We start from the raw sequence: 21,082 nt of genomic DNA on the forward strand, positions 1-21,082 counted from the left end.
ACTGTAATACATAAATGTGTGTCCATTCACTACTAACAATGCTGCCATGAACTTGGTGATGTCTGTAATCGTTCGTTTATTTGACAACATTAGGTTATTTCTTTTTAAATATTTTACGGAGGACCATTTCGCGAGTCTCTTTATTAAGTGCAAATACCCATAGGACACCGATGACCGACAATACAGAAACGCTGCAAACAACTAGGAATCTTATCCAACCCTCTGCCATTAATGATTGGACAAAATAAGGCGGCAGGCACGCAAACAACACCAGAAGGACATTCTTAACAAAGATATTTAAGAAAAAACGCCTTGCCGGAAAATTAGCGTATCTGCGAAGGATATAGAGATCCATCGTCATGTTAAGAAGACAAGGGATGGATGCGACCCAATACACTGCAGTAGGAGACCAACCCATGTATAGGACTAACCAAACCAATGGGAGATTAAGCAACGAGGTAGGAGAGACAAATAGAGTAAGTTCTTTAACTCTTCCTATTGCAGAACAACCTTTAATCAACATTATGTAAGAATACTGAATAAAACATACAATGACAGTGATTTTTATGAACTCCGGTGTATATTCCGGAACTTGTCCTAACCACAATTGAAGAACAAACTCCATTTCGAAGAAAACAGGTACGGCAAAAATAGCAAGCATGAAAAGTGTCATTTGTGAGATGTTAAAAATCAGTCTTTCAAAACGCACCATATCATTCAGAGCATAATATTTAGCTAACTGTGGTTCCGCAGCAGTTATAAAACCTGCAGTAAAGTTTGCTATGGTAGAAGTCACAGTATTGGCTAAACCTCGTGACGCATTAACTGCTGTATTAAAAAACATATTCAGCAATACAGTAGTCCCTTGGTTGTTTAATATGACTGTAATGTTTCCCAAACTATCCCAACCGGAGAACTTCAACATTTCCTTCATCAAAGGTTTGTTAACGTGCAGAGAAAAAACACACTCGTCAAAGTGACAAATACAATACCAACGGTAAATTGCAACAGAAATAGCATTGATGACCATGATAAGTGCAGCATAAACTATCAGCTTATCATACGGAAGATAAATCAATAAGAATAAAACCGCAATTTTAGCAACAATATCAAAAATACTCATGAAAGCATAGAGATTGAACTGCTCATGAGCCGTGACTGCAGCCGTATATGGAGTTTGAGTGATGGCGATAAATACACTAAAGACAGAAAAATGGAACACCCAATTGGCAGCGAAAAGTCTGTTTGGATCAATATTTAAAGTATTATTAATAAGATACAACCCTATTGATTCCAACAATAGCACTACCACTCCTCCTATAATAAGATGCATTACAAAGGACGTGGAAAATGTATCTTGAATAAGGTGGTTGTCATTCTTACCAATTGATATCGCCATATATCTTCGTGTAGCACTTTGAAGGATATTATTCAGGATAGTAAACATAGATACAAATCCCCCGATTACAGTATAAACGCCATAATCATCAACTCCCAGTTTATCAAGGACTATACGCGTGCTGATAAAACTGAGTGCCATCATCACTATCATCCGGAGATAGAGATAGACTGTATTTTTAAGTATTCGCTTATTATTTGCTTCCACAACTATACAATTAGCAATCGTAACAATAATCGTATTTTTTAATCCCCATACAATGTATGAGTGACTTTATACGTTGTTTCATAAATACATTACGCCCTTTGTATTCCTTACTAAATCCGTAGGTCTGACCATTCCACGGAGTCATGGCATGATAGTGCCAGTAATACTTCTTATATGGGAAATTATTATCCTTGAACCACGGCTTGACAGAATCTATGTAATGTATTATGACAGGATTGTCCTTACTCTCCAACCATTGTTCCATATATTTCTTTGGTATCGCCTGTCCATGATGAAGCCAATAGTGACTAAACATGTTATATTTCAAATGCAATGGATAGATATGCCCCATGCATACTCTATTTATCACATCCTGCTCTCCCCATTGGATAATCTCTCTGTTCTTCGGATTGTTAAAATAATCAAAACAAGCTTTGCGAACATTGTGAGCCCTCCATGCAGCGAGATTGAAGTACATTAGACCAGCACAGCCATAAAATGAGTCCACTGGCATACCAAGGCGAGCTTTATGCTTTGAAGAGCCTTCTTCGTCCGGGCTTGCTGCCACATACCAGTTGGTCATGTCCTGTTGGTCAATTTCCTTGAGGCTGCCAAGGCATATCATATCGGCATCAACGTAGAGCATGCGGTCAACGTTCGGATACAAATCGGAAGCATAGAGTTTGAGGGAAGGGAATATCCCCCACTTACCGCACACAGAAAGGTCTATTTCAAGTTCATCAGGATTAATTAACTTGATATCGAGGGTTTGGTGATAACTTTCAACAAACAGTTGGAGCTTGCGGCGGTTATCATCTGATATATCAGTGGCCATGACATGCACCACGAATTGCATGTCCTTATTGTTCTCTAATATGGAACATAAGGTTGTTGCTACATGCGGCACATAGGCATCATTTGTTGCAAAAAGTAAGTGCATATCTTTCGTATTTTTTATATATATGTTACATTCTTCTCCCCAATAATCCATGCACAGTTCAACCTTCGCAATATGAAAGCAAAGAGTATTGAAACACCATAGCATATAATAATGGATAATATGAATTGAGTATAACAAGTACCTAAATTTTTGAATATGTAAAAGTATAATAAATATATAAGCATCGGATGTATCAAATAGACAGAATAACTGTCTCTTATGAAACATCCTACAATTTTCGAATGAAGAATATATTCATTTGATATAAGGTTTGATATTGTTAACATGAGGAGGCTCCCCAACATGGCACATCCTAGGCCTAAAACATTATGTATTACTATGTAGCCCCAAGTCTTCATGACAAGATAGAAGAAAATAAGATGTAATAGAAAAAATACAAATATATTCTTTGCTTTATATAGTTTTAAGATTTGTTTCTCGTTCAGTTGAGCCACGGCGCCTACATGATAATAAATCAAATAATGAGCAATATTATGCATCGAAAGGTAGCTGGGCAAATAATCTGAAATAACATATAACACAATGAATACCAACAGACATAGATATGACCTTTTTCTTATAAAGGTTCTTAGTGAATTATACAGAATAGAAATCACAAATAAACATGGCAGAAACCATAAATATGTATCATTATATAAAAGTAAAGTATGACAATAATTCTCCAAAATACTTCCCTGAAAACGCCCCACATAATACAAAACTGCTGTAAGAGGTATTGAAAAACAGAAAAATGGCACCATTAACCTTTTTACCTTCTTATTAATGAAAGTTGTTTCATTTGATAAAGAATAATCTATATTTTTATTCATTTGCTTCCCATACACATAACCTGAAATTATGAAAAATAATGGCATGTGAAAAGAGTAAATATATGCAGCCAACTGAGCTAAATAAATATTGTGCCCCCCCCAGTCAAGCCAGTCATCCAATTTGTATCTATAAAAAACATGACCTATTACGACTAAAAAGCATGTAAGTACTTTTGCAACATCAAGATAATTAAATTTTCTTACATTCATATCAGGTGTTTTTGAAAAAAAATAATTTTTGGTATTATTACCTACACGTCTTCACCTATTATCACATGGATAAAAGTCTATCACTAGTGTCTCTTTATAATGTTAAATACTATTCTCAATGGCTTATAGAAGCCTATTTTCTCTAAATACTCGCGTCTGCGCCAAATAAAATGCTCTATACAGAAATCGTGTGTCTTACGCCAATGTCTTTTACAAGAATACACAAGCGCCGTTTTCCATTTTTGGAAAGATGAAACGCCCGTACCTATTGTTTGAATAAGTTCTATATCATGTTTGTCCTTTATGTCGTGATTCTTCGCATATCGTTTTTCTTTAAATTTCTTGAGATTCTCAAGCGACATGAATTTTACTTCGTTGAACACAAAATAGTGCTCCGGACTTAAGATATAATCCGTTACAGGCTTATCATAGAATGCTTTTTGGCTATCATCATGTTCTTCAACATCTTTCACGTTAAGGAATACCGACAAATCCGTTTCTGGGAGACAATAGAAATCCAAATCCTGAGCTTCACGTGCGCCAAAAATTGCCAGCACCATGCTAGAGTCAAGAATAAAGTTGTCCATCGGGAGTAAATTACTCTTTACGATCTCTTTAAAACGCTCCACAAGTTTATATGATGACTTAAAAGCTGTAGGCTTTGCCCGCTCAAGAAATTCGCGTGAAAGAGGATTGAGAAGGGCATTGAGTGCAAGGCGAGTTTCACGCATATTATCAGTGCTGTGACATGACGAGAGACCAATACCGAACATATCGCGAATCTGGGCTTTAAGATTAGTAATGTACTCACAAGATTCGCCACGAGTAATAATCAGTTGTACCTTTCCATTCGATGACCACACCTCATCAACCTTCATTAGGACATTTTGAAACTCATTGTCAATGTTACCCAACCAGTCCATATGTCCGTATATCTGAATCAAAAGATTGCGTATTGCTTCGTAGGAAAATTTATACTCTACATCATACATGACATCAGTGTGGACATAAATCATCTCCTGAGCCTTCTTAAGCTTCTCTGGATTACTATGCGCCTGTGGCCATAAGAAAAAGACAAAGAGGTCATTATGCCATTTTGCCGACTCTAGTGCCATATAATCAGATATCAACGTAGGTAGGAGTTCGTGCTTTAGGTATTGATAGCCTTTAAACTGGTATTCTCTATCAGGAAATCTCAAAACTTTGACCTGCTTTCCAAAATATGCAGCACAGGTCACCCGATGTGCCCCATCCATCGGGACATAATCCTTGTCAACTGGCACAAGCGTCCTATCTATATCAAAACGGTCGTTTTGGAATTCATCTATCAAAGTATCCAGTACAGAGATGAAATCATCAAATGAGTTCTTTTCATCACTACCTGGTTCTGATAACTTATGACCTGTCATAGCAGAGGTTCTCTCCTTGTAAATATTCTTTGCCCATGTAAGATCCTGAACCCCTCTAACCTTTTGGTCAATATAGATGAGGATGCCATAGAAATCGAAACGCGCTGTACACAACAACTTGCGCGCATCAATGGTTTCTTCAATGCAGTTATCATCAAGAGAATACTTGAGATAAGAACCTTTACTAAGTTTGTCTAATTGCTGTTGAGTCATTTTTAAAATTAAATTTGCTGCTCCTATTCTCGGAACAATTCCTATCTTCACTAGTTGTAATCTTGTTCTTCCAAGTAATACTCTTATTCAAAAAAAAACGACAATTTCAGTTTAAATTAAGATTCACATCAAACGGACTTTCAAAAACCTTCAGCAACGGATGTTTTGTATCTTTCTCGCTGAGCAGGGCTTTATCAGTAGGTATCTTCCAGTCGATGCCGAGAGAGGTATCAAGAATACTGATGCCGCCATCTGCCTCTGGATGGTAGAACTCATCACACTTATATTGGAACACTGCCGTCTCGCTGAGTACAGCAAAACCATGAGCAAAACCCTTGGGGATGAAAAATTGGAGGCCAACTTTTCCGGTTAGCGGTGATGGGTTAGCAGTTAGCGCAAATTCTTGTGCAATGCGTTTTCCTTCTTCGTCGTGAGCACAGAGAAGGCATTCGACATACTGTCCATAAGTAGGGCTACCCTTGCGGATATCGACTGCAACATCGAGCACTGCACCCTTTACACAACGCACCAGTTTGCTCTGCGTGAAAGGAGGGCGCTGAAAGTGCAAACCACGCATCACACCATAAGAGGACATTGACTCGTTGTCCTGCACAAAATTTATCGTGTGACCGAGAATAGGAGCCACCTTCTCATCGAACTCACGCTGAGAAAAACTCTCGAAGAAATAGCCACGATTATCGCCAAATACCTTTGGCTCTATTATCAGAACTCCTTCTATATTTGTCTTTATTACATTCATTTATCTAATTGAAAATTCTTTTAGTCGTCCTGTAGCCTTTCTTAAGACTTGCTTTGCTCATATAAGCGTGCAGAGCCCGAGCGGTAAAAGCATCACAAGTGCTGAGCGGAAAATCAAAAATTGAAAATTTTATTGCTGACGCATAAGATTAGTTATGCACTTACGTAAAGAATCCGTCCAGTAAGGAACCTTAACGCCAAATGTTTCCTTGATGCTCGTCTTGTCAAGAACGGAATAGGCAGGACGCTTCACTGGTGAAGGGAATTCGTCGGAGTGACAGGGCTGCACGTCGCAAAGGCCGTGAGTTTCTGGTTTCTGGTTTCTGGTTACAAGTTCTGATGCTATTTGCTGAATCATCTTTGTGAAGTCATACCACGAGCAAACGCCTTCGTTACTGAAATGGTAGACGCCTGACTTGGCGTAGGTTAGCGGTGAGAGGTTAGCGGTTAGCGAATTTTTATAATCTTCGAGTATTACCATTATTGCCTGAGCAAGGTCGTATGCATAAGTAGGCGTGCCTACTTGGTCAAAGACTACTTTTAATTGGAGCTTTATGGCGGTGAGATTCAGCATGGTCTTCACAAAGTTCTTACCGAACTCTGAATACAACCAGGCTGTACGAATGATGACATGATTGCATCCTACCCTTTGGATATTCTGTTCACCATGCAATTTAGTAAGTCCATAAACACCTGTTGGAGTTCCCTTCTGATCCTCCTTGCATGGAGTATTGTATGGATCACCACCAAATACATAGTCAGTAGAGATATGTATTAACAAGCCACATGCTTCTTTCACCGCCTTTGCAAGGTTCTCTGGTGCTGTAGCGTTTAATTTCTCTACTAATGCGTATTTCTCAGGATCCTCTGCCCCATCAACATTGGTCCATGCAGCACAGTTAACGATAGCTTGAACATTATTATCCGTAACCATCTTGCGTATTGCCTCAAGATCTGTTATATCCAAGTATAAAGTTTCTACACCTTCAACCTGATTAACATCGGTGAAGATATAATTGTCAGTTGAATTCTTCGAGATGATTCGCATCTCATTGCCCAACTGACCGTTGGCTCCTGTAACAAGTATATTCATCAAATATTTGGATTACCCGTGCGTTTAACTTCCTCAATAACCTGTAACAGATACTGCCCGTACTGATTCTTTAACATTGGCTTAGCCAATTCTCGCATTTTCGCTTCATCAATCCAGCCCTTACGGTATGCTATACCCTCCAGGCAAGCAACCTTCAGCCCTTGGCGCTTCTCCAAGACCTCGATATATGTAGAAGCCTCACTTAAAGAGTCGTGAGTGCCGGTATCCAGCCATGCGAAACCTCGTCCCAATGTCTGCACCTTCAGTTCCTTGTCATTCAAGAACCACTGATTGACAGTGGTTATCTCATACTCGCCACGAGCAGAGGGCTTTATCTTGCTGGCTACATCAACGACCTTATTTGGATAGAAATATAAACCGACTACTGCATAGTTGCTCTTAGGATGATCAGGCTTCTCCTCAATAGAGAGGCAGTTGCCATCCTTATCAAACTCAGCTACGCCATAACGCTCTGGGTCATTCACCCAGTATCCAAAAACAGTAGCCTTCTTCTCTTCTTCTGCGGTACGAACAGCTTCCTTCAGCATCGCTGTAAATCCTGCACCTTGGAAGATATTATCTCCCAAAACGAGACAAGCAGAATCGCTACCAATGAAATCCTTACCAATAGTAAATGCTTGCGCAAGGCCATCAGGAGATGGTTGCTCAGCATACTCGAAATGTACACCATAGTCGGAACCATCACCCAGCAAACGTTTGAAACCAGGGAGGTCGAAGGGTGTAGAGATGATAAGAATTTCCCTGATACCAGCCAACATCAACACTGATATTGGATAATATATCATCGGCTTATCATAAATAGGGAGCAATTGCTTGCTCACACCTTTGGTTATGGGGTAAAGGCGAGTTCCGCTGCCTCCGGCAAGAACGATTCCTTTCATATTGGGAAAACTATAAGGATTGTCTCTAAACTCTCAACTATCGACTCTCAACTTTTTATTTAACAATGCCCTTTTCGAGGTACTCGGCAAGATTTGTACGGACCTTGGCGGCAGCACCTTCAGCAGCAACCTTGGCAATGTCGTGCTCAACCATAATCTTCACCAACTCCTCGAAGCTCGTCTTATTAGGATTCCACTTCAATTTAGCTTTTGCCTTTGTGGGATCACCCCAGAGGTTGACAACATCGGTAGGACGATAGAAATCTTCGCTAACAGCGACAACGACCTTACCAATCAAGTTTTCAGGACCTTTGACAACAATGCCCTTTTCATTGATACCTTCGCCCTCGAACTTCAATTCAATACCTGCATGTTTGAAAGCCAAGTCAGTGAACTCACGGACGGAGTGCTGTACACCGGTGGCGATCACAAAGTCCTCTGGCTTATCCTGCTGAAGGATTAACCACATGCATTCCACATAATCCTTAGCATAACCCCAGTCACGCAGAGAGTCCATGTTACCAAGGTACAGACAATCTTGTACTCCCTGAGAGATACGTGCTGCAGCGAGAGTGATTTTACGAGTTACGAAGGTCTCTCCACGACGCTCTGATTCATGGTTGAACAGAATACCAGAACAGCAATACATGTTGTATGCCTCACGGTACTCTTTGACAATCCAGAAGCCATATTGCTTGGCAACAGCATACGGGCTATAGGGATGGAAAGGCGTATTCTCATTCTGAGGAACTTCCTCAACCTTACCATAAAGCTCCGATGTCGAAGCCTGATAGATACGACATTTGTCAGTTAATCCTAACTGACGAACTGCCTCCAAGATACGAAGTACACCTACGGCATCTACATCTGCCGTAAACTCTGGAGAGTCAAAGCTCACCTGAACATGGCTCTGTGCAGCCAAGTTATATATCTCGTCTGGTCGTACCTTACCAATCACGCCCAACACACTCATTGAGTCGCCCAAGTCTGCATAGTGTAGATGGAAATGAGGAGTACCCTCCAAATGTGCTATACGCTCACGGAAGTCCACAGAACTACGTCTGATAGTTCCGTGTACATCATAACCTTTTTCCAACAAAAACTCGGCCAAATAGCTACCATCTTGGCCAGTAATACCAGTAATTAATGCTGTTTTCATACTAAACTGTGTTTAATTGTTCTGACTGGCAGTATCGAACTGCATCGCAACGCGACCACCTGAGCAGTCAGATTCCGTTAGCATTTACAGAAGGTTGTCCTTCTCGATATCCTTGAAGTACTTATACGTGCCGTGCTTCAGCTCATCGGTGGCAGCCTCGTCAGCGACGATGATGGCATGGGGATGGAGCTGCAGGCAGCTGATGGTCCACATGTGGTTGACAGGCTCTTCTACGCCATGCTGGAGGGCACGGGCTTTATTGTGTCCATTCACCATGATCATCACCTCCTTGGCATCCATCACAGTGCCTACACCTACTGTCAGGGCTGTCTTGGGCACCTTGTTGACATCGTTATCGAAGAAACGACAGTTGGCGATGATGGTATCGGTGGTCAAGGTCTTCTGACGGGTGCGGCTGGCCAGACTGGAGCCTGGCTCGTTGAAGGCGATATGACCGTCAGGACCGATGCCGCCCATAAACAGGTCGATGCCGCCGGCAGCCTTGATGGCCTTCTCGTAGTTCTCGCACTCTGCCTTCAGGTCCTTGGCATTGCCATTGAGGATATGGACGTTCTCTTTCTTGATGTCGATGTGGCTGAAGAAGTTGTTCCACATGAATGAGTGGTAGCTCTCGGGATGCTCTTCGGGCAGGTTGACATACTCGTCCATGTTAAACGTGATCACGTTCTGGAAGGACACCTTGCCGGCCTTGTTCAGAGCGATCAGTTCTCTGTACATGCCCAGGGGTGAACTGCCAGTAGGACAGCCCAGCTTAAACGGCTTCTCTGCCGTTGGCTTTGCTTCGTTAATGCACTTGGCTACATAGTTTGCAGCCCACTTCGACATCTTTTCGTAGTCGGGTTCAATAATTAGTCTCATTGTTTTGCTTTTTTATGTTATTCGTGATTAGTATTTCCGCAGGACCTGCCACTAAAAAGCCAAAACAGGGGGTTTCCTGCGGGATTATTCTTTAATTACTCTATGTGCGGTTGTTATTCCGATGTGAATTAACAAAAACCAGAAACGCAACTTTCTGAGCCGTTCGTGTTTTCTGTTTGTGTTTATTGAACAAAAACCGAGAAGACCCCTTTCTGAGACAGAAATCTCTGTCGAGATTTTCATGTTGCCAGTGGTAATCCTTCTTGTGAACAAGTTCACATCAGGCTTCCCACTGACGCCATGACCCCTTCGGGGTTTCTGTCTCACAAAGGAAAAACCACGGACCTTCGGTCCTGAAAACCAATCGGAGCCCTCCGAAGGGAAACTCCACCCTGGTCCTCCAAAAGGAATCCCAGCCAGGTTCTCCCGGTGATGGGAGTAATTTTGTCCTTTCCGATCTGACTCCTAAAGCCTTACTCACAGTTAATATTTACCAAGCCGTAGGCGGTTTTCTCGGTTTTTCGATTCTGTTGTTACAGCCGACAGGCGGTTTGGGGGTAATGCGGCGGCGAAGGCAAGCTTGCTTGGCTTCGATGAAGCATTGGCAACAAACCGATGGGCCGAAGGACCAGCAACAACAGAAGCGGGTCTTCACGGTTTTGGTTAAAAACCCACCCCGGCCCTCCCAAGGGAGGAGGTATATAATAAGGTGGGATTACTTCTCACCAATACGGGTGTAGATGAAGCCCAGCCCCTCAAGTTCCTGACGGTCGAAGATGTTACGACCATCAACAACGACATTGCCTGTCATCACCTTCTTAATCACATTCCATGAGGGCAGGCGGAACTGACGCCACTCTGTCATCAGTGCAAAGACATCGGCACCATCTGCAGCATCATACATGTTGGTGCAGTAGGTCACCGTGTCGCCAATGCGACGCTTGCACTCGTCCATGGCGATAGGATCGAAGACGCGCACGCTGGCACCGTCTTTCAACAGCTTATCGATCACAACCAAGGCGGGCGCCTCGCGCATATCGTCGGTCTCGGGCTTGAAGGCCAGACCAAGAACTGCGACGGTCTTACCCTTGACGCTACCCACCGCCTTGACAATCTTATCATAAACGATAGACTTCTGCTTCTCGTTGACACGCTCAACAGCCTCGATTACCTCCATGTGGTAGTCGTTCTCAAGACCTGTGTGCACCAGAGCCTTCACATCTTTGGGGAAGCACGAGCCACCATAGCCGCAACCGGCATACAGGAACTTAGAACCGATACGGCTATCGGTGCCGATACCCTTACGGACACTATCAACATTAGCGCCCACACGCTCACAGAGATTTGCAATGTCATTCATAAACGAGATGCGAGTAGCCAGCATAGCGTTGGCGGCATATTTGGTCATCTCGGCAGAAGGGATATCCATGAAGATCACGCGGAAGTTATTGATCAAGAATGGCTTATAGAGGTGCGTCATCACTTCTTTAGCCTTCTCACTCTCGGTGCCCACAACCACACGGTCGGGACTCATAAAGTCCTTGATAGCTGCACCTTCCTTCAAGAACTCTGGATTTGAGGCCACATCAAAAGGCACACTGACACCACGCTTATCGAGCTCCTCCTGGATGGCCGCTTTCACCTTCTTAGCGGTGCCTACAGGAACGGTCGATTTGGTCACCAGAATCGTGTATTTATGGATGTTCTGACCAAACTGGCGGGCCACAGCCAACACGTATTTCAGATCGGCAGAACCATCCTCGTCTGGCGGAGTTCCCACCGCACTGAACACCACTTCGACATCGTCGAGAACTTCAGTCAGGTCGGTCGTGAACTGCAGTCGTCCATATTCCACATTGCGCTTTACCAACTCCTCGAGACCCGGCTCATAGATAGGCATGATGCCATCTTTCAGCTTCTGAATCTTCTGAGCATCCACATCAACACACGTTACATGTGCTCCCATCTCAGCGAAGCACGTACCACTCACCAAACCGACATAGCCAGTTCCGACAATTGCAATATTCATAGACAAAAAAGTGTTATTATTCAATTAGACATAATAAATCCCTTCCAACGTACAGCATAAAAGTGGTTGATATTCAGTACGTTAGTAAAGATTTAATGAAAGATTAGGCCTTAAAAGCAACCCAGCTTCCGTTATTTGGCCCTACATTATTTATGCAAAGTTAAGGAGAAATATCGAATGAACCAAATAAATGGCTGAAAAACAATCAAAATATCATAAAATTCTTTTGTTTCCTTTGCAAATTGAATATTTATTTCTAACTTTGCATAACATGGAATCACCTAACGCCCCCAATAGCCAATGGTTTGTGGTCGGCACGCTGACCAAGAACAGAGAGATTGCCATCAGAGACCATCTGATAGCCAGTCATCTGGAATGTTTCGTGCCGTTGACATACACGACAAAAGTAGTCAAACAACAAAAGCAGCGCATGCTGGTGCCCGCCATCAGCGGGCTTATCTTCGTCAAAGGCACCTTAGACGAGCTTAAGGACTATTTTCTCAAAAGCAAATATCAACTTTTTCTGCGCAAATCGACCTTCTCACGTAAGAAAGACTACCTCACCGTGAACGACTGTGAGATGGAGAGTTTCATCCGCCTGATGGAACGTGCCCAGGAGAAGGTCAACTTCTACAATCCTGCCGACATCAAGTTGCAGAAAGGTGATAAGATCATTGTCAGAGGTGGCATATTCGATGGCATCGAGGGTTATGTGATGCGCATTGCCGGCAAGCGCAACAAGCAGTTGGTGGTATCCATTCCCGAGGTGACCATTGCCGCGGTGACGCTGAGCCCAGAGATGCTGGAGCTCAAAGAGCGAAACGAGAGTGTTTGCTGCAACATGCGTTCAAAGGATGTGGAAGGCGACACCAAGCGACTGACCGAACTGTCAAAACGTCTGCTTTTTTACATGCCTGAAACATACCGTATCAAGGACGAGCGCAACCTTATAGAAAAGGAGATTCGCGACATCTATCTTCGTCTAAAGCCGATGCAAGGTGTGATCTCGCTGTTAGAGGGTCGCATTGCCATGGCGCTCTACCTGGCTTCACAGGGGCTGAAAGAGGATGAGGATTACGCTACCAAAAGGCTTCTCGCTGCTATCAAGAAGATTAAAGAAACGAGCATCTTGCGGTTATTCTTGATGCTCTATCATGCTTACTTCACTCACGACAGTGAGGCTGGAGACAAGTTAAGATTGGTCATTGGTTCTTGGGATGGGAAATACAGTGAGGCGCAGCGACGATTCATCGAAGAGTTTGACAAATTGTTTCCAAGTACATATTGAACAAAAACCAGAAAGACCCCTTTCTGAGACAGAAGTTTGTGTTTATTGAACAAAAACCGAGAAGACCCCTTTGTGAGGCAGAAATCTCTGTCGAGATTTTCATGTTGCCAGTGGTAACCCTTCTTGTGAACAAGTTCACATCAGGCTTTCCACTGACACCATGCCCCCTTTGGGGCTTCTGTCTCACAAAGGAAAAACCACGGACCTTCGGTCCTGAAAACCGAACCCCACCCCGGCCCTCCCAAGGGGAGGGAGATATTCTCAATAGGATTCCTGCTTCTAGTTTCTTCATTGTATTATTCGGTTAATTGTTTGTTTTTAAAGGCCTACGGTAAAAATAAAGTTTTCATTGGTTGGAACCGCCTACGGCGGGAAATTCTTCAAAATTGAAAACAAAATTTTTCATTTTTATTTTTTTCTTGTCTGACACAAGCCGAATGGATAAAAGATCCTGTTTAATTTTGAATCAAATTTTTCAACCTGTGCGGTTGTTTCCTTAGCTTGAACCTTGCGCAGCCACTCCCCTCCCATGTAGGGGAGGAGTTGGGGGTGGGGCCAGTGTTGTTCTAACTGCCAATGGAGATACAGACCCCACCCCGGCCCCTCCCCTACATGGGAGGGGAGTTCAGCGGATGATATATGCAATTTATAGAATATACCCTAAAAAGGAATCTTTCGTACTATGCGGTTGAAAATCCAAGGACTCCGTAGGCGCTCCCCTCCCATGTAGGGGAGGGGTCGGGGGTGGGGTCAGTGTTGTTCTAACTGCAAAGAAGTTACAGACCCCACCCCTGCCCCTCCCCTTCTTGCGTCCCTTCGGTAGCAAGCGAGCAGAGCTCGAGCGGAAGGGAGGGGAGATATTCTTGATAGGATTCCTTTCCTGTTGATTTCAATGCCAAAGAATGCCTCATGGCCGTAGGCGGTTTTCTTTGTTTTTCGATTCTGTTGTTGCAGCCGTCAGGCGGTTTGGGGGTAATGCGGCGGCGAAGGCAAGCTTGCTTGACTTCGATGAAGCATTGGCAACAAACGGATGGGACGAAGGACCATCAACAACAGAAGCGGGTTTTTGCGGTTTTGGTTTTAAACCCCACCCCGGCCCTCCCGAGGGAGGGGGACTAATAAGTCAGTCGAGTGATCTGATGCCACACGGTGTCAACCACCATCACAAAGGACGTACTGTCGGCAGGCGTAGCAACAGGCTCATCGTCAGACGGTTCGCCTCCACCATTTGTTGTTCCATCAGCAAAGAAGCTACCCCTCATCTCTACGAACTCCTGGCGATGAACGGGCACCGTGAATTCCGTCTGACGACCATTCACACGGGTCGTCCCATTCTTCTTCAGCCCAAAAGCCGTAATCTTCAGTTCACCCTCTTCGTCCTTCATCATCGTGTAGATATCAAAGACATACGGCGGCTGAGCTTGATGGTCAACGGTAAACTCCATATACTGCTGCGAGTTCTTGCAACCATAGCCCGTGAGCGCATTCAGCGTACCGCTGCCACCCGTATATTGGAAAAGCATCGTATTCACCGTGGCAGGTATCTCATCCTCGATGATGAAGCGCACACACGACGTCACGCGCGTCATCTCAAGCGTATATTGCTTAGGCTGACTGGTCACCACCACATCACCATAGTAACAGAAGGTGTCTGAGAAGCCATCCTTATTGGCGAAATAGATCTCATTGGCATGTGCCAACGTAGGATTAGCCTTGGCACTATGCGCCAGTGCCAGCACCTGATATTCGCCTGGCTCAAGGCTGACCGACAGGTTACCATAATTCTCACTCGACGGATGTTGCGTGAAAGCATTCATTTTCTCACCATTTTGATAGACCACAAAGTTGATGGTTCCAAAATAGCTATTATCCAGTTGTCCTGCCCGCGTATCCTTGAAAGCGATATGGAGGATCAGATTGCCGTTAGGGTCTTGCCCTTCAGCAGGATTGTCGAAGACTGGTTTCTCGCAGGCGAGGAGGAGGAGAAGTGCGGCGATGCCGCAAGATGAGAGATGAGAGATGAAAGATGAGGGGTGCGCCTTTAGCGCAAACTGAGAGATGAGAGATGAGAACTGAGAAGTTAGAGACATGGTAGTTTATTGGTTTTGATTTATTGTGGAGCTGGAGGGAGTCGCGCTCGGCTATGCCGCTTTGCCTTAGCAAAGAACCCTCACGAGGGTGAGGCTTGCTTCAGCGCAACGTAGTGGAGCTGGAGGGAGTCGAACCCTCGTCCGCACAAGGAAACCATACGCTTTCTACACGCTTATCTTGGCCTTCATTTTCGAGCTATGACAAGACCCAAGCCACCAATCATAGCCTTATCTCCTAAGTTTTCATCTGCCAGTCGGAGCGTCCGACAGACTATTTCCGATTTAACCTGCGCCGCTAAGTCTTTGGATTCGGAACCAGATCCTCGGAGCGACGTCTCGTTCCTCTACCTTGTAAAGGAATAAAGCCAGTAATCTACTATACTTCGATTAGGCAGCGAGAGCATACTCATTGTTGCCAATTAAATTTCCTACAGAAGAGATTATGGAGCCTCCCGTAGCCCAGCTCCGCGTGCTTACGTACCATCTCATCTTGCCGTCAAATCCAGTCAACCCCAAGTAGAAATGCGTAATTTCTCTGCAAAATTACATATTTTTCCTTAATCTGCAATATTTTACCAAAAAAAAGCACTAACTTTGCACGAAATTTACAAAAACCACGTTAAGATAAATATGAAAAAGACCATATTACTATTAACATTCGCCTTGTTGACGCTGGCCCTGGGGGCACAGACCGGCAGCAAGAGCATGACCGATGAAGAGGTGCTTGCCTTTGTGATCAAAGAGCGCCAAGCAGGTACCGAGCAAACCAAGATTGTGACCAAGCTGATTCAAAACGGCGTAGATATCGCCCAGATCCGTCGTGTCAAGGAGAAATACCAAGGCAAGGGTGGTTCGGCAGGCAACGTCGTGGGCAGCATCAACGTGGATCGCTCACGCATGAACAACGGCACAGGCAAGGCTGGCAGCAAGAAGACCGACAGCAACTTAAACCTGCCCGAAGGCATGACGTCCGACCAAATGACGATGGTTGGCACCTCCGGCATCGATATGGTCTCGCCCATGAGCATGTTTGACAGTAGCATGTATGGCAACATACTCGACGACTTCGAGCCCGACTCACTTGCCATGTTGCGCGTCATACTCCAAGCGCAGAACGAGAAGAAAGTGTTTGGTCGCGACATCTTCAACAATGAAGAGATGACCTTCGAACCCAATATGAACATCGCCACCCCCAAAGACTATCGCTTAGGGCCTGGCGATGCTGTGTTTATAGAGATCTATGGTGCCTCACAGCGCACGATTGAAGGCACCGTGTCGCCCGATGGCGAGATCACCATCGAGGGCTATGGTCCCATACAGCTGAACGGACTGACCGTCAGCCAAGCCAATGCCAAGCTCCGTTCGACCATCGGTCAGCGCTATGCCAGCAGTCGCATCAACCTCACCGTAGGTCAGACGCGCACCATCATGGTCAACGTGATGGGTGAGGTCAACTTTCCCGGCACCTACACGCTGAGTGCCTTTGCCTCTGTCTTCCACGCCCTCTATATGGCTGGTGGTGTCAACGACATCGGTACGCTGCGCGACATCAAGGTGTATCGCAACAACCGCCTTGTTTCCACCATCGATATCTACGACTACATCCTGAACGGACAACTGAAAGGCAATGTGCTGTTGGCCGACAACGATGTCATCACCGTGGGCGCCTACGACTGTCTGGTGGATATCAAAGGAAAGGTGAAGCGCCCCATGTACTACGAGATGAAGAAGAGCGAGAGTCTGAACACCCTCATCAACTATGCCGGCGGCTTCACTGGCGACGCCTATACGAAATACGTCAAAGTATATCGTAAGGCAGGCAAGGAGCTTTCCATCTACAACGTAGAAGAGTTTGACCGCAACGCCTTCCTCATGTCGGATGCCGACTCCGTCATCGTGGACGAGGTGCTGCCCCGCTTCTCCAACATGGTAGAGCTACGCGGTGCCGTGTTCCGCCCCGGACAGTATCAGGTGGGTGGCAACATCAACAGCGTGAAGACCCTCCTCGAGGCAGCAGAAGGTCTGCGCGAAGAAGCCTTCACCGCCCATGCCATCCTGCACCGCATGAAGGATGACCGTTCGCTGGAGGTCATCCAGGTGGATGTTGACGGCATCATGAACAACACCGTCTCAGACATCACCCTGCAACCCAACGACGTGCTGTTCATCCCCACCAAGCAAGACCTGGTGCAGAATCGCGTGGTGACCATCTCGGGCGAGGTCTATCGCCAAGGCACCTATAAATATGCCGACAACATGACCCTTGAAGACCTGGTGCTCCAAGCTGGCGGTCTGAAAGAGACGGCCTCGATGGTCAAGGTTGACGTGTCGCGACAGATCATCGACACCAAGGCGACGACCTCAGACAGCACCATTGCCAAGACATTCACCTTTGCCTTGAAAGACGGCTTCGTGGTAGATGGCGAGCCAGGCTTCATCCTACAGCCCCACGACCGCGTGTTCGTAAGACGCAGCCCAGTAGCCACCGGATTACAGAACGTAACCGTAGAGGGAGAGGTTGCCTTTGCCGGCATCTACACCCTCCCCTTACGCCAGACACGCCTGAGCGACATCATCAAGGCAGCTGGCGGCCCCAACGAGCGTGCCTATATCAAAGGGGCCCGACTGGAAAGACGCATGACCCCAGAAGAGCGTCTGCGCATGGAAGCCGCCATCACCGCCCTCTCCAAGCAGAGCCAGGTGTTCAGCGACACCGTGTCAGCCCGCAAAGCCTTGGATACAGCCTCATCCTACTATGTAGGCCTAGAGTTGGAGAAAGCCCTCAAGAATCCCGGTGGCGAGCACGACCTGCTGTTGCGCAATGGCGACAAGATCATCGTGCCACAGTACACCGAGACCGTGAAGATCAACGGTGAGGTGATGTACCCCAACACCGTGGGCTATGTGAAAGGCAAGAAAGCCAAGTATTACATCAAGCAAGCCGGAGGCTATGGTCAGCGCGCCAAGAAACGCCACACCATCATCATCTACATGAACGGCAAGGTGGCCAAAGCCAAGAGCGGTGCCGTCGTGCAGCCCGGTTCCGAGATTGTGGTGCCCAGCAAGCCCAAGAAAGACCCAGCAGCCCTGAGTCAGTGGTTCAGCATCGGTACATCGATGGCCTCTATCGGCACCATGGTTGCCACCATTGCTAATTTGTTGAAATAACCATCAAGCATCAAAACACTATGGCTGAGAATAAAGAATTAGAAGTCATCAACATACGTCAGATACTGAAGGTACTATGGAAAGGCAGAAAGACCTACTATAAGACGCTGCCTGCCGTCTTCCTCATATCATGCATCTATATCGTCTTTGTGCCACGCTACTACACCTGCAGTGTGAAGCTTGCACCAGAAACAGAAGCCCCCAACACAAGCGGCATGCTAGGTTCGTTAGCCTCATCATTTGGCTTTGACATAGGCACATTGGCCAACCAAGATGCCATTTCTCCCACCCTATATCCCGACCTGATGGAGTCCAACGATTTTGTAGTTAGTTTGTTTCCCGTACAAGTCACTACCGAAGACGGTGAGCTGACCACCAGCTATTATGACTACATCTCGAACCACCAAAAGGCATCGCCCTGGAGTATGCCCTTGATATGGACGAAGAACCTCATCAACAGCATGTTTGAAGACAAGGAAGAAGGGGGAGAAGAAAAGATTAATCCTTTCAGGCTGACACGCCAGCAAGAAAAGATTGCGAAGGCCATGAGAAGTAATATCACCTGTAGTGTAGATAAAAAGACAGACGTTATCACCATCATGGTGAACGATCAAGACCCCCTTATCTGCGCCACCATAGCCGACTCCGTTCGTACTCGTCTGCAAGACTTCATTACCGACTATCGTACCAACAAAGCCCGCATAGACCTGGAATACTACAAGCGGCTAACGGCAGAAGCCAAGACCGACTACGAAAAGGTGCGCAGACAATATGTGAGCATGTCAGATGCCAACAACGACATCATCCTCAAGAGTGTACAGTCGAAGATTGCAGACATGGAGAACGACATGCAGCTGAAGTACAACACCTATAACGTGCTGAACACCCAGTTGCAGGCTGCACGTGCCAAAGTGCAAGAGCGCACCCCAGCCTTCACCGTATTGCAAGGAGCCACCGTTCCCCTCAAGGCCACAGGTCCCAAGCGCATGATATTCGTCTTCGGGATGACCTTCCTTGCATGCTTGGTAATAACTTTTTCTATTGTAAGAAAGGATTTTCACTTAGAATTCTAAAACATAAGGTATCGAATGAATCCACTACAATTCGTAACGAAAAGGATGAGCATCTCCAAAACAAAAGAACTCATTTTAAAAAATCTGTTCTGGTCGCTTTTGGGAAAAACTATTAACCTTATTGGTGGACTTTTTGTAGGAATTCTTGTAGCAAGATACTTGGGACCAGAACAATATGGACTGATGAACTATGTCATCAGTTATGTTTTCCTTTTCCAGACTTTCGCCCTATTTGGTCTTGATGCCATAGAGATAAGAGAAGAATCCAAGCAACAAATACCATATCAACTCATCATAGGAACAGCCTTTTGGTTGAAACTATTCCTTGGCATTATATGTATTCTGTTATCCATTATTACATCCCTGTTGATGACCGATGAGATATACACTACAGCACTTATCGCCATTTATTCTCTGACCATAGTTTTTAATTCGTTCAATGTTATTCGCAACTATTTTATGTCAATAGTACAGAACGAGTTCGTAGTAAAGGCAGAAATAACAAGAACAGTTATCAGCATCGGTATAAAGTGTCTGTTGCTCATATTTAGTACTCACCTTTCCTGGTTTGTAATCGCAGCGATGTTCGACTTTGTGCTTTTGGCAGTAGGATACTACATAGCTTATCGTACGAAAATTGGAAGGGTTAGCGACTGGTCATTCAACATGCAGTATGCCAAATTTCTTATGAAGGAGTCGTTCCCGCTGATGCTTACCAATGCTGCTGTCATTATTTATCAGCGTATTGATCAGGTTATGATAGGTCAGTTGATAGACTCTAAGGCGGTAGGTTACTACTCTGTAGCATCGCGTTTCGTGGAAGTGCTCATATTCATTCCAATCATGTTAGCTCAAACAATAACTCCTATTTTGGTGAGGTTCCGCAAAGAGAGTGAGTCAACTTATAGAATGAAGGCTCAGCAATTCATGAATATCTCACTATGGATGTCAATACTTATATCCGTATTCGTATCTGTAATGTCATATTGGTTGGTAACATTAACCTTCGGAGAAATCTATATGCCTGCTGTTGCTGTTTTACAGATAATGGCGTTCAAGGCAGCCAGCGTTGCCCTATCAAATACTGCGGGGACTATGCTTGTGGCAGAACAGTTGCAACGCTATGCTATTTTCCGTGATGCGTTCGGATGTATTGTATGTATTGGACTGAACTTCTATTTCCTTCCGAAATACGGTATTATAGCTGCTGCTTATATAGCTATAGCAAGTAATGTTGCAGCGGGATATATTGCCGACGCATTGATTCCTGCGTATCGTCATCTTTTTGTTTGTCAGACCAAAGCATTATATTTGGGGTGGAGAGATTTATTGTCAGTTAAAACGCTCTTCAACCCGCCTGCTGCTTAAAGAATATTGCTATGGTATATTTTCCTCTGATATATTTCACTTGTCTGTTTGGCTACATACTTTTCA

15 protein-coding genes and 1 other RNA gene are annotated in these 21,082 nt (G+C 44.9%); 4 read left to right on the plus strand and 12 right to left on the minus strand.

What is annotated here, in order from left to right; all coding sequences use genetic code 11:
- Positions 1-94: 94 nt before the first annotated feature.
- The 10 genes from L6472_RS10180 to L6472_RS10220 all read right to left on the minus strand — a co-directional run bounded on the left by L6472_RS10180 (position 95) and on the right by L6472_RS10220 (position 12,029).
- Positions 95-1,543 (minus strand): lipopolysaccharide biosynthesis protein, encoded by a 1,449-nt coding sequence (locus L6472_RS10180; protein ID WP_237804748.1) that lies wholly within the window; start codon positions 1,541-1,543, stop codon positions 95-97.
- Positions 1,544-1,616: 73 nt separating this feature from the next.
- A complete protein-coding gene (locus L6472_RS10185; protein WP_237804750.1) occupies positions 1,617-2,546 on the minus strand; it encodes a glycosyltransferase family 8 protein in 930 nt (309 codons plus the stop codon).
- Between the two features lie 14 nt (positions 2,547-2,560).
- Positions 2,561-3,586 carry an acyltransferase family protein gene (locus L6472_RS13665; RefSeq protein WP_370640845.1) on the minus strand — a complete coding sequence of 342 codons (1,026 nt, stop codon included), beginning with the start codon at positions 3,584-3,586 and terminating at the stop codon, positions 2,561-2,563.
- A gap of 83 nt (positions 3,587-3,669) precedes the next feature.
- Positions 3,670-5,259, minus strand: a complete 1,590-nt coding sequence (locus L6472_RS10190; RefSeq protein ID WP_237804752.1) for a hypothetical protein — start codon at positions 5,257-5,259, stop codon at positions 3,670-3,672.
- Positions 5,260-5,314: 55 nt separating this feature from the next.
- Complete coding sequence (locus tag L6472_RS10195) at positions 5,315-5,968, minus strand: dTDP-4-dehydrorhamnose 3,5-epimerase family protein (RefSeq protein ID WP_237804754.1); 654 nt, start codon at positions 5,966-5,968, stop codon at positions 5,315-5,317.
- Positions 5,969-6,097: 129 nt separating this feature from the next.
- Complete coding sequence (rfbD, locus tag L6472_RS10200) at positions 6,098-7,060, minus strand: dTDP-4-dehydrorhamnose reductase (protein ID WP_237804756.1); 963 nt, start codon at positions 7,058-7,060, stop codon at positions 6,098-6,100.
- Complete coding sequence (gene rfbA, locus L6472_RS10205; RefSeq protein WP_237804758.1) at positions 7,060-7,962, minus strand: glucose-1-phosphate thymidylyltransferase RfbA; 903 nt, start codon at positions 7,960-7,962, stop codon at positions 7,060-7,062. The genes rfbD and rfbA overlap by 1 nt, the downstream gene beginning before the upstream one ends.
- Positions 7,963-8,017: 55 nt before the next feature.
- The gene (gmd, locus tag L6472_RS10210) at positions 8,018-9,121 is read right to left on the minus strand and encodes a GDP-mannose 4,6-dehydratase (protein ID WP_237804760.1); all 1,104 of its coding nucleotides are present in this window, start codon (positions 9,119-9,121) and stop codon (positions 8,018-8,020) included.
- 84 nt (positions 9,122-9,205) lie between these two features.
- Positions 9,206-10,000, minus strand: coding sequence for a glucosamine-6-phosphate deaminase (nagB, locus tag L6472_RS10215; RefSeq protein WP_237804762.1), 795 nt, complete (start codon positions 9,998-10,000; stop codon positions 9,206-9,208).
- Between the two features lie 715 nt (positions 10,001-10,715).
- Positions 10,716-12,029, minus strand: a complete 1,314-nt coding sequence (locus L6472_RS10220) for a UDP-glucose/GDP-mannose dehydrogenase family protein (RefSeq protein ID WP_237804763.1) — start codon at positions 12,027-12,029, stop codon at positions 10,716-10,718.
- A gap of 271 nt (positions 12,030-12,300) precedes the next feature.
- On the opposite strand from L6472_RS10220, the gene L6472_RS10225 reads away from it, so the two are divergent.
- A complete protein-coding gene (locus L6472_RS10225) occupies positions 12,301-13,317 on the plus strand; it encodes a UpxY family transcription antiterminator (RefSeq protein ID WP_237804765.1) in 1,017 nt (338 codons plus the stop codon).
- Between the two features lie 1,115 nt (positions 13,318-14,432).
- Here L6472_RS10225 and L6472_RS10230 read toward each other — a convergent pair.
- Both L6472_RS10230 and ssrA read right to left on the minus strand, forming a co-directional pair.
- The gene (locus L6472_RS10230) at positions 14,433-15,407 is read right to left on the minus strand and encodes a FimB/Mfa2 family fimbrial subunit (protein WP_237804767.1); all 975 of its coding nucleotides are present in this window, start codon (positions 15,405-15,407) and stop codon (positions 14,433-14,435) included.
- Between the two features lie 111 nt (positions 15,408-15,518).
- Positions 15,519-15,921: a transfer-messenger RNA gene (gene ssrA / locus L6472_RS10235) on the minus strand.
- Between the two features lie 116 nt (positions 15,922-16,037).
- Between ssrA and L6472_RS10240 the strand changes: the two genes are divergently transcribed.
- From L6472_RS10240 to L6472_RS10250, 3 genes are read left to right on the plus strand one after another with little or no spacing between them, the layout of a single operon-like run.
- Complete coding sequence (locus tag L6472_RS10240; RefSeq protein WP_237804769.1) at positions 16,038-18,575, plus strand: SLBB domain-containing protein; 2,538 nt, start codon at positions 16,038-16,040, stop codon at positions 18,573-18,575.
- 20 nt (positions 18,576-18,595) lie between these two features.
- Entirely contained in the window at positions 18,596-19,648 is a 1,053-nt protein-coding gene (locus tag L6472_RS10245; protein WP_237804771.1) for a chain-length determining protein, read from the plus strand.
- A gap of 45 nt (positions 19,649-19,693) precedes the next feature.
- Positions 19,694-21,016 (plus strand): flippase, encoded by a 1,323-nt coding sequence (locus L6472_RS10250; RefSeq protein ID WP_237804773.1) that lies wholly within the window; start codon positions 19,694-19,696, stop codon positions 21,014-21,016.
- Positions 21,017-21,082 lie beyond the last annotated feature (66 nt).

The organism is Prevotella sp. E13-17, assembly GCF_022024035.1.
Taxonomy (GTDB): domain Bacteria; phylum Bacteroidota; class Bacteroidia; order Bacteroidales; family Bacteroidaceae; genus Prevotella.

Coding starts and splice junctions, on each gene's coding strand:
- L6472_RS10180 (WP_237804748.1), bottom strand. CDS start 1,543: ATGATGGCACTCAGTTTTATCAGCACGCGTATAGTCCTTGATAAACTG.
- L6472_RS10185 (WP_237804750.1), bottom strand. CDS start 2,546: ATGCACTTACTTTTTGCAACAAATGATGCCTATGTGCCGCATGTAGCA.
- L6472_RS13665 (WP_370640845.1), bottom strand. CDS start 3,586: ATGAATGTAAGAAAATTTAATTATCTTGATGTTGCAAAAGTACTTACA.
- L6472_RS10195 (WP_237804754.1), bottom strand. CDS start 5,968: ATGAATGTAATAAAGACAAATATAGAAGGAGTTCTGATAATAGAGCCA.
- rfbD (WP_237804756.1), bottom strand. CDS start 7,060: ATGAATATACTTGTTACAGGAGCCAACGGTCAGTTGGGCAATGAGATG.
- rfbA (WP_237804758.1), bottom strand. CDS start 7,962: ATGAAAGGAATCGTTCTTGCCGGAGGCAGCGGAACTCGCCTTTACCCC.
- gmd (WP_237804760.1), bottom strand. CDS start 9,121: ATGAAAACAGCATTAATTACTGGTATTACTGGCCAAGATGGTAGCTAT.
- nagB (WP_237804762.1), bottom strand. CDS start 10,000: ATGAGACTAATTATTGAACCCGACTACGAAAAGATGTCGAAGTGGGCT.
- L6472_RS10220 (WP_237804763.1), bottom strand. CDS start 12,029: ATGAATATTGCAATTGTCGGAACTGGCTATGTCGGTTTGGTGAGTGGT.
- L6472_RS10225 (WP_237804765.1), top strand. CDS start 12,301: ATGGAATCACCTAACGCCCCCAATAGCCAATGGTTTGTGGTCGGCACG.
- L6472_RS10230 (WP_237804767.1), bottom strand. CDS start 15,407: ATGTCTCTAACTTCTCAGTTCTCATCTCTCATCTCTCAGTTTGCGCTA.
- L6472_RS10240 (WP_237804769.1), top strand. CDS start 16,038: ATGAAAAAGACCATATTACTATTAACATTCGCCTTGTTGACGCTGGCC.
- L6472_RS10245 (WP_237804771.1), top strand. CDS start 18,596: ATGGCTGAGAATAAAGAATTAGAAGTCATCAACATACGTCAGATACTG.
- L6472_RS10250 (WP_237804773.1), top strand. CDS start 19,694: ATGAGCATCTCCAAAACAAAAGAACTCATTTTAAAAAATCTGTTCTGG.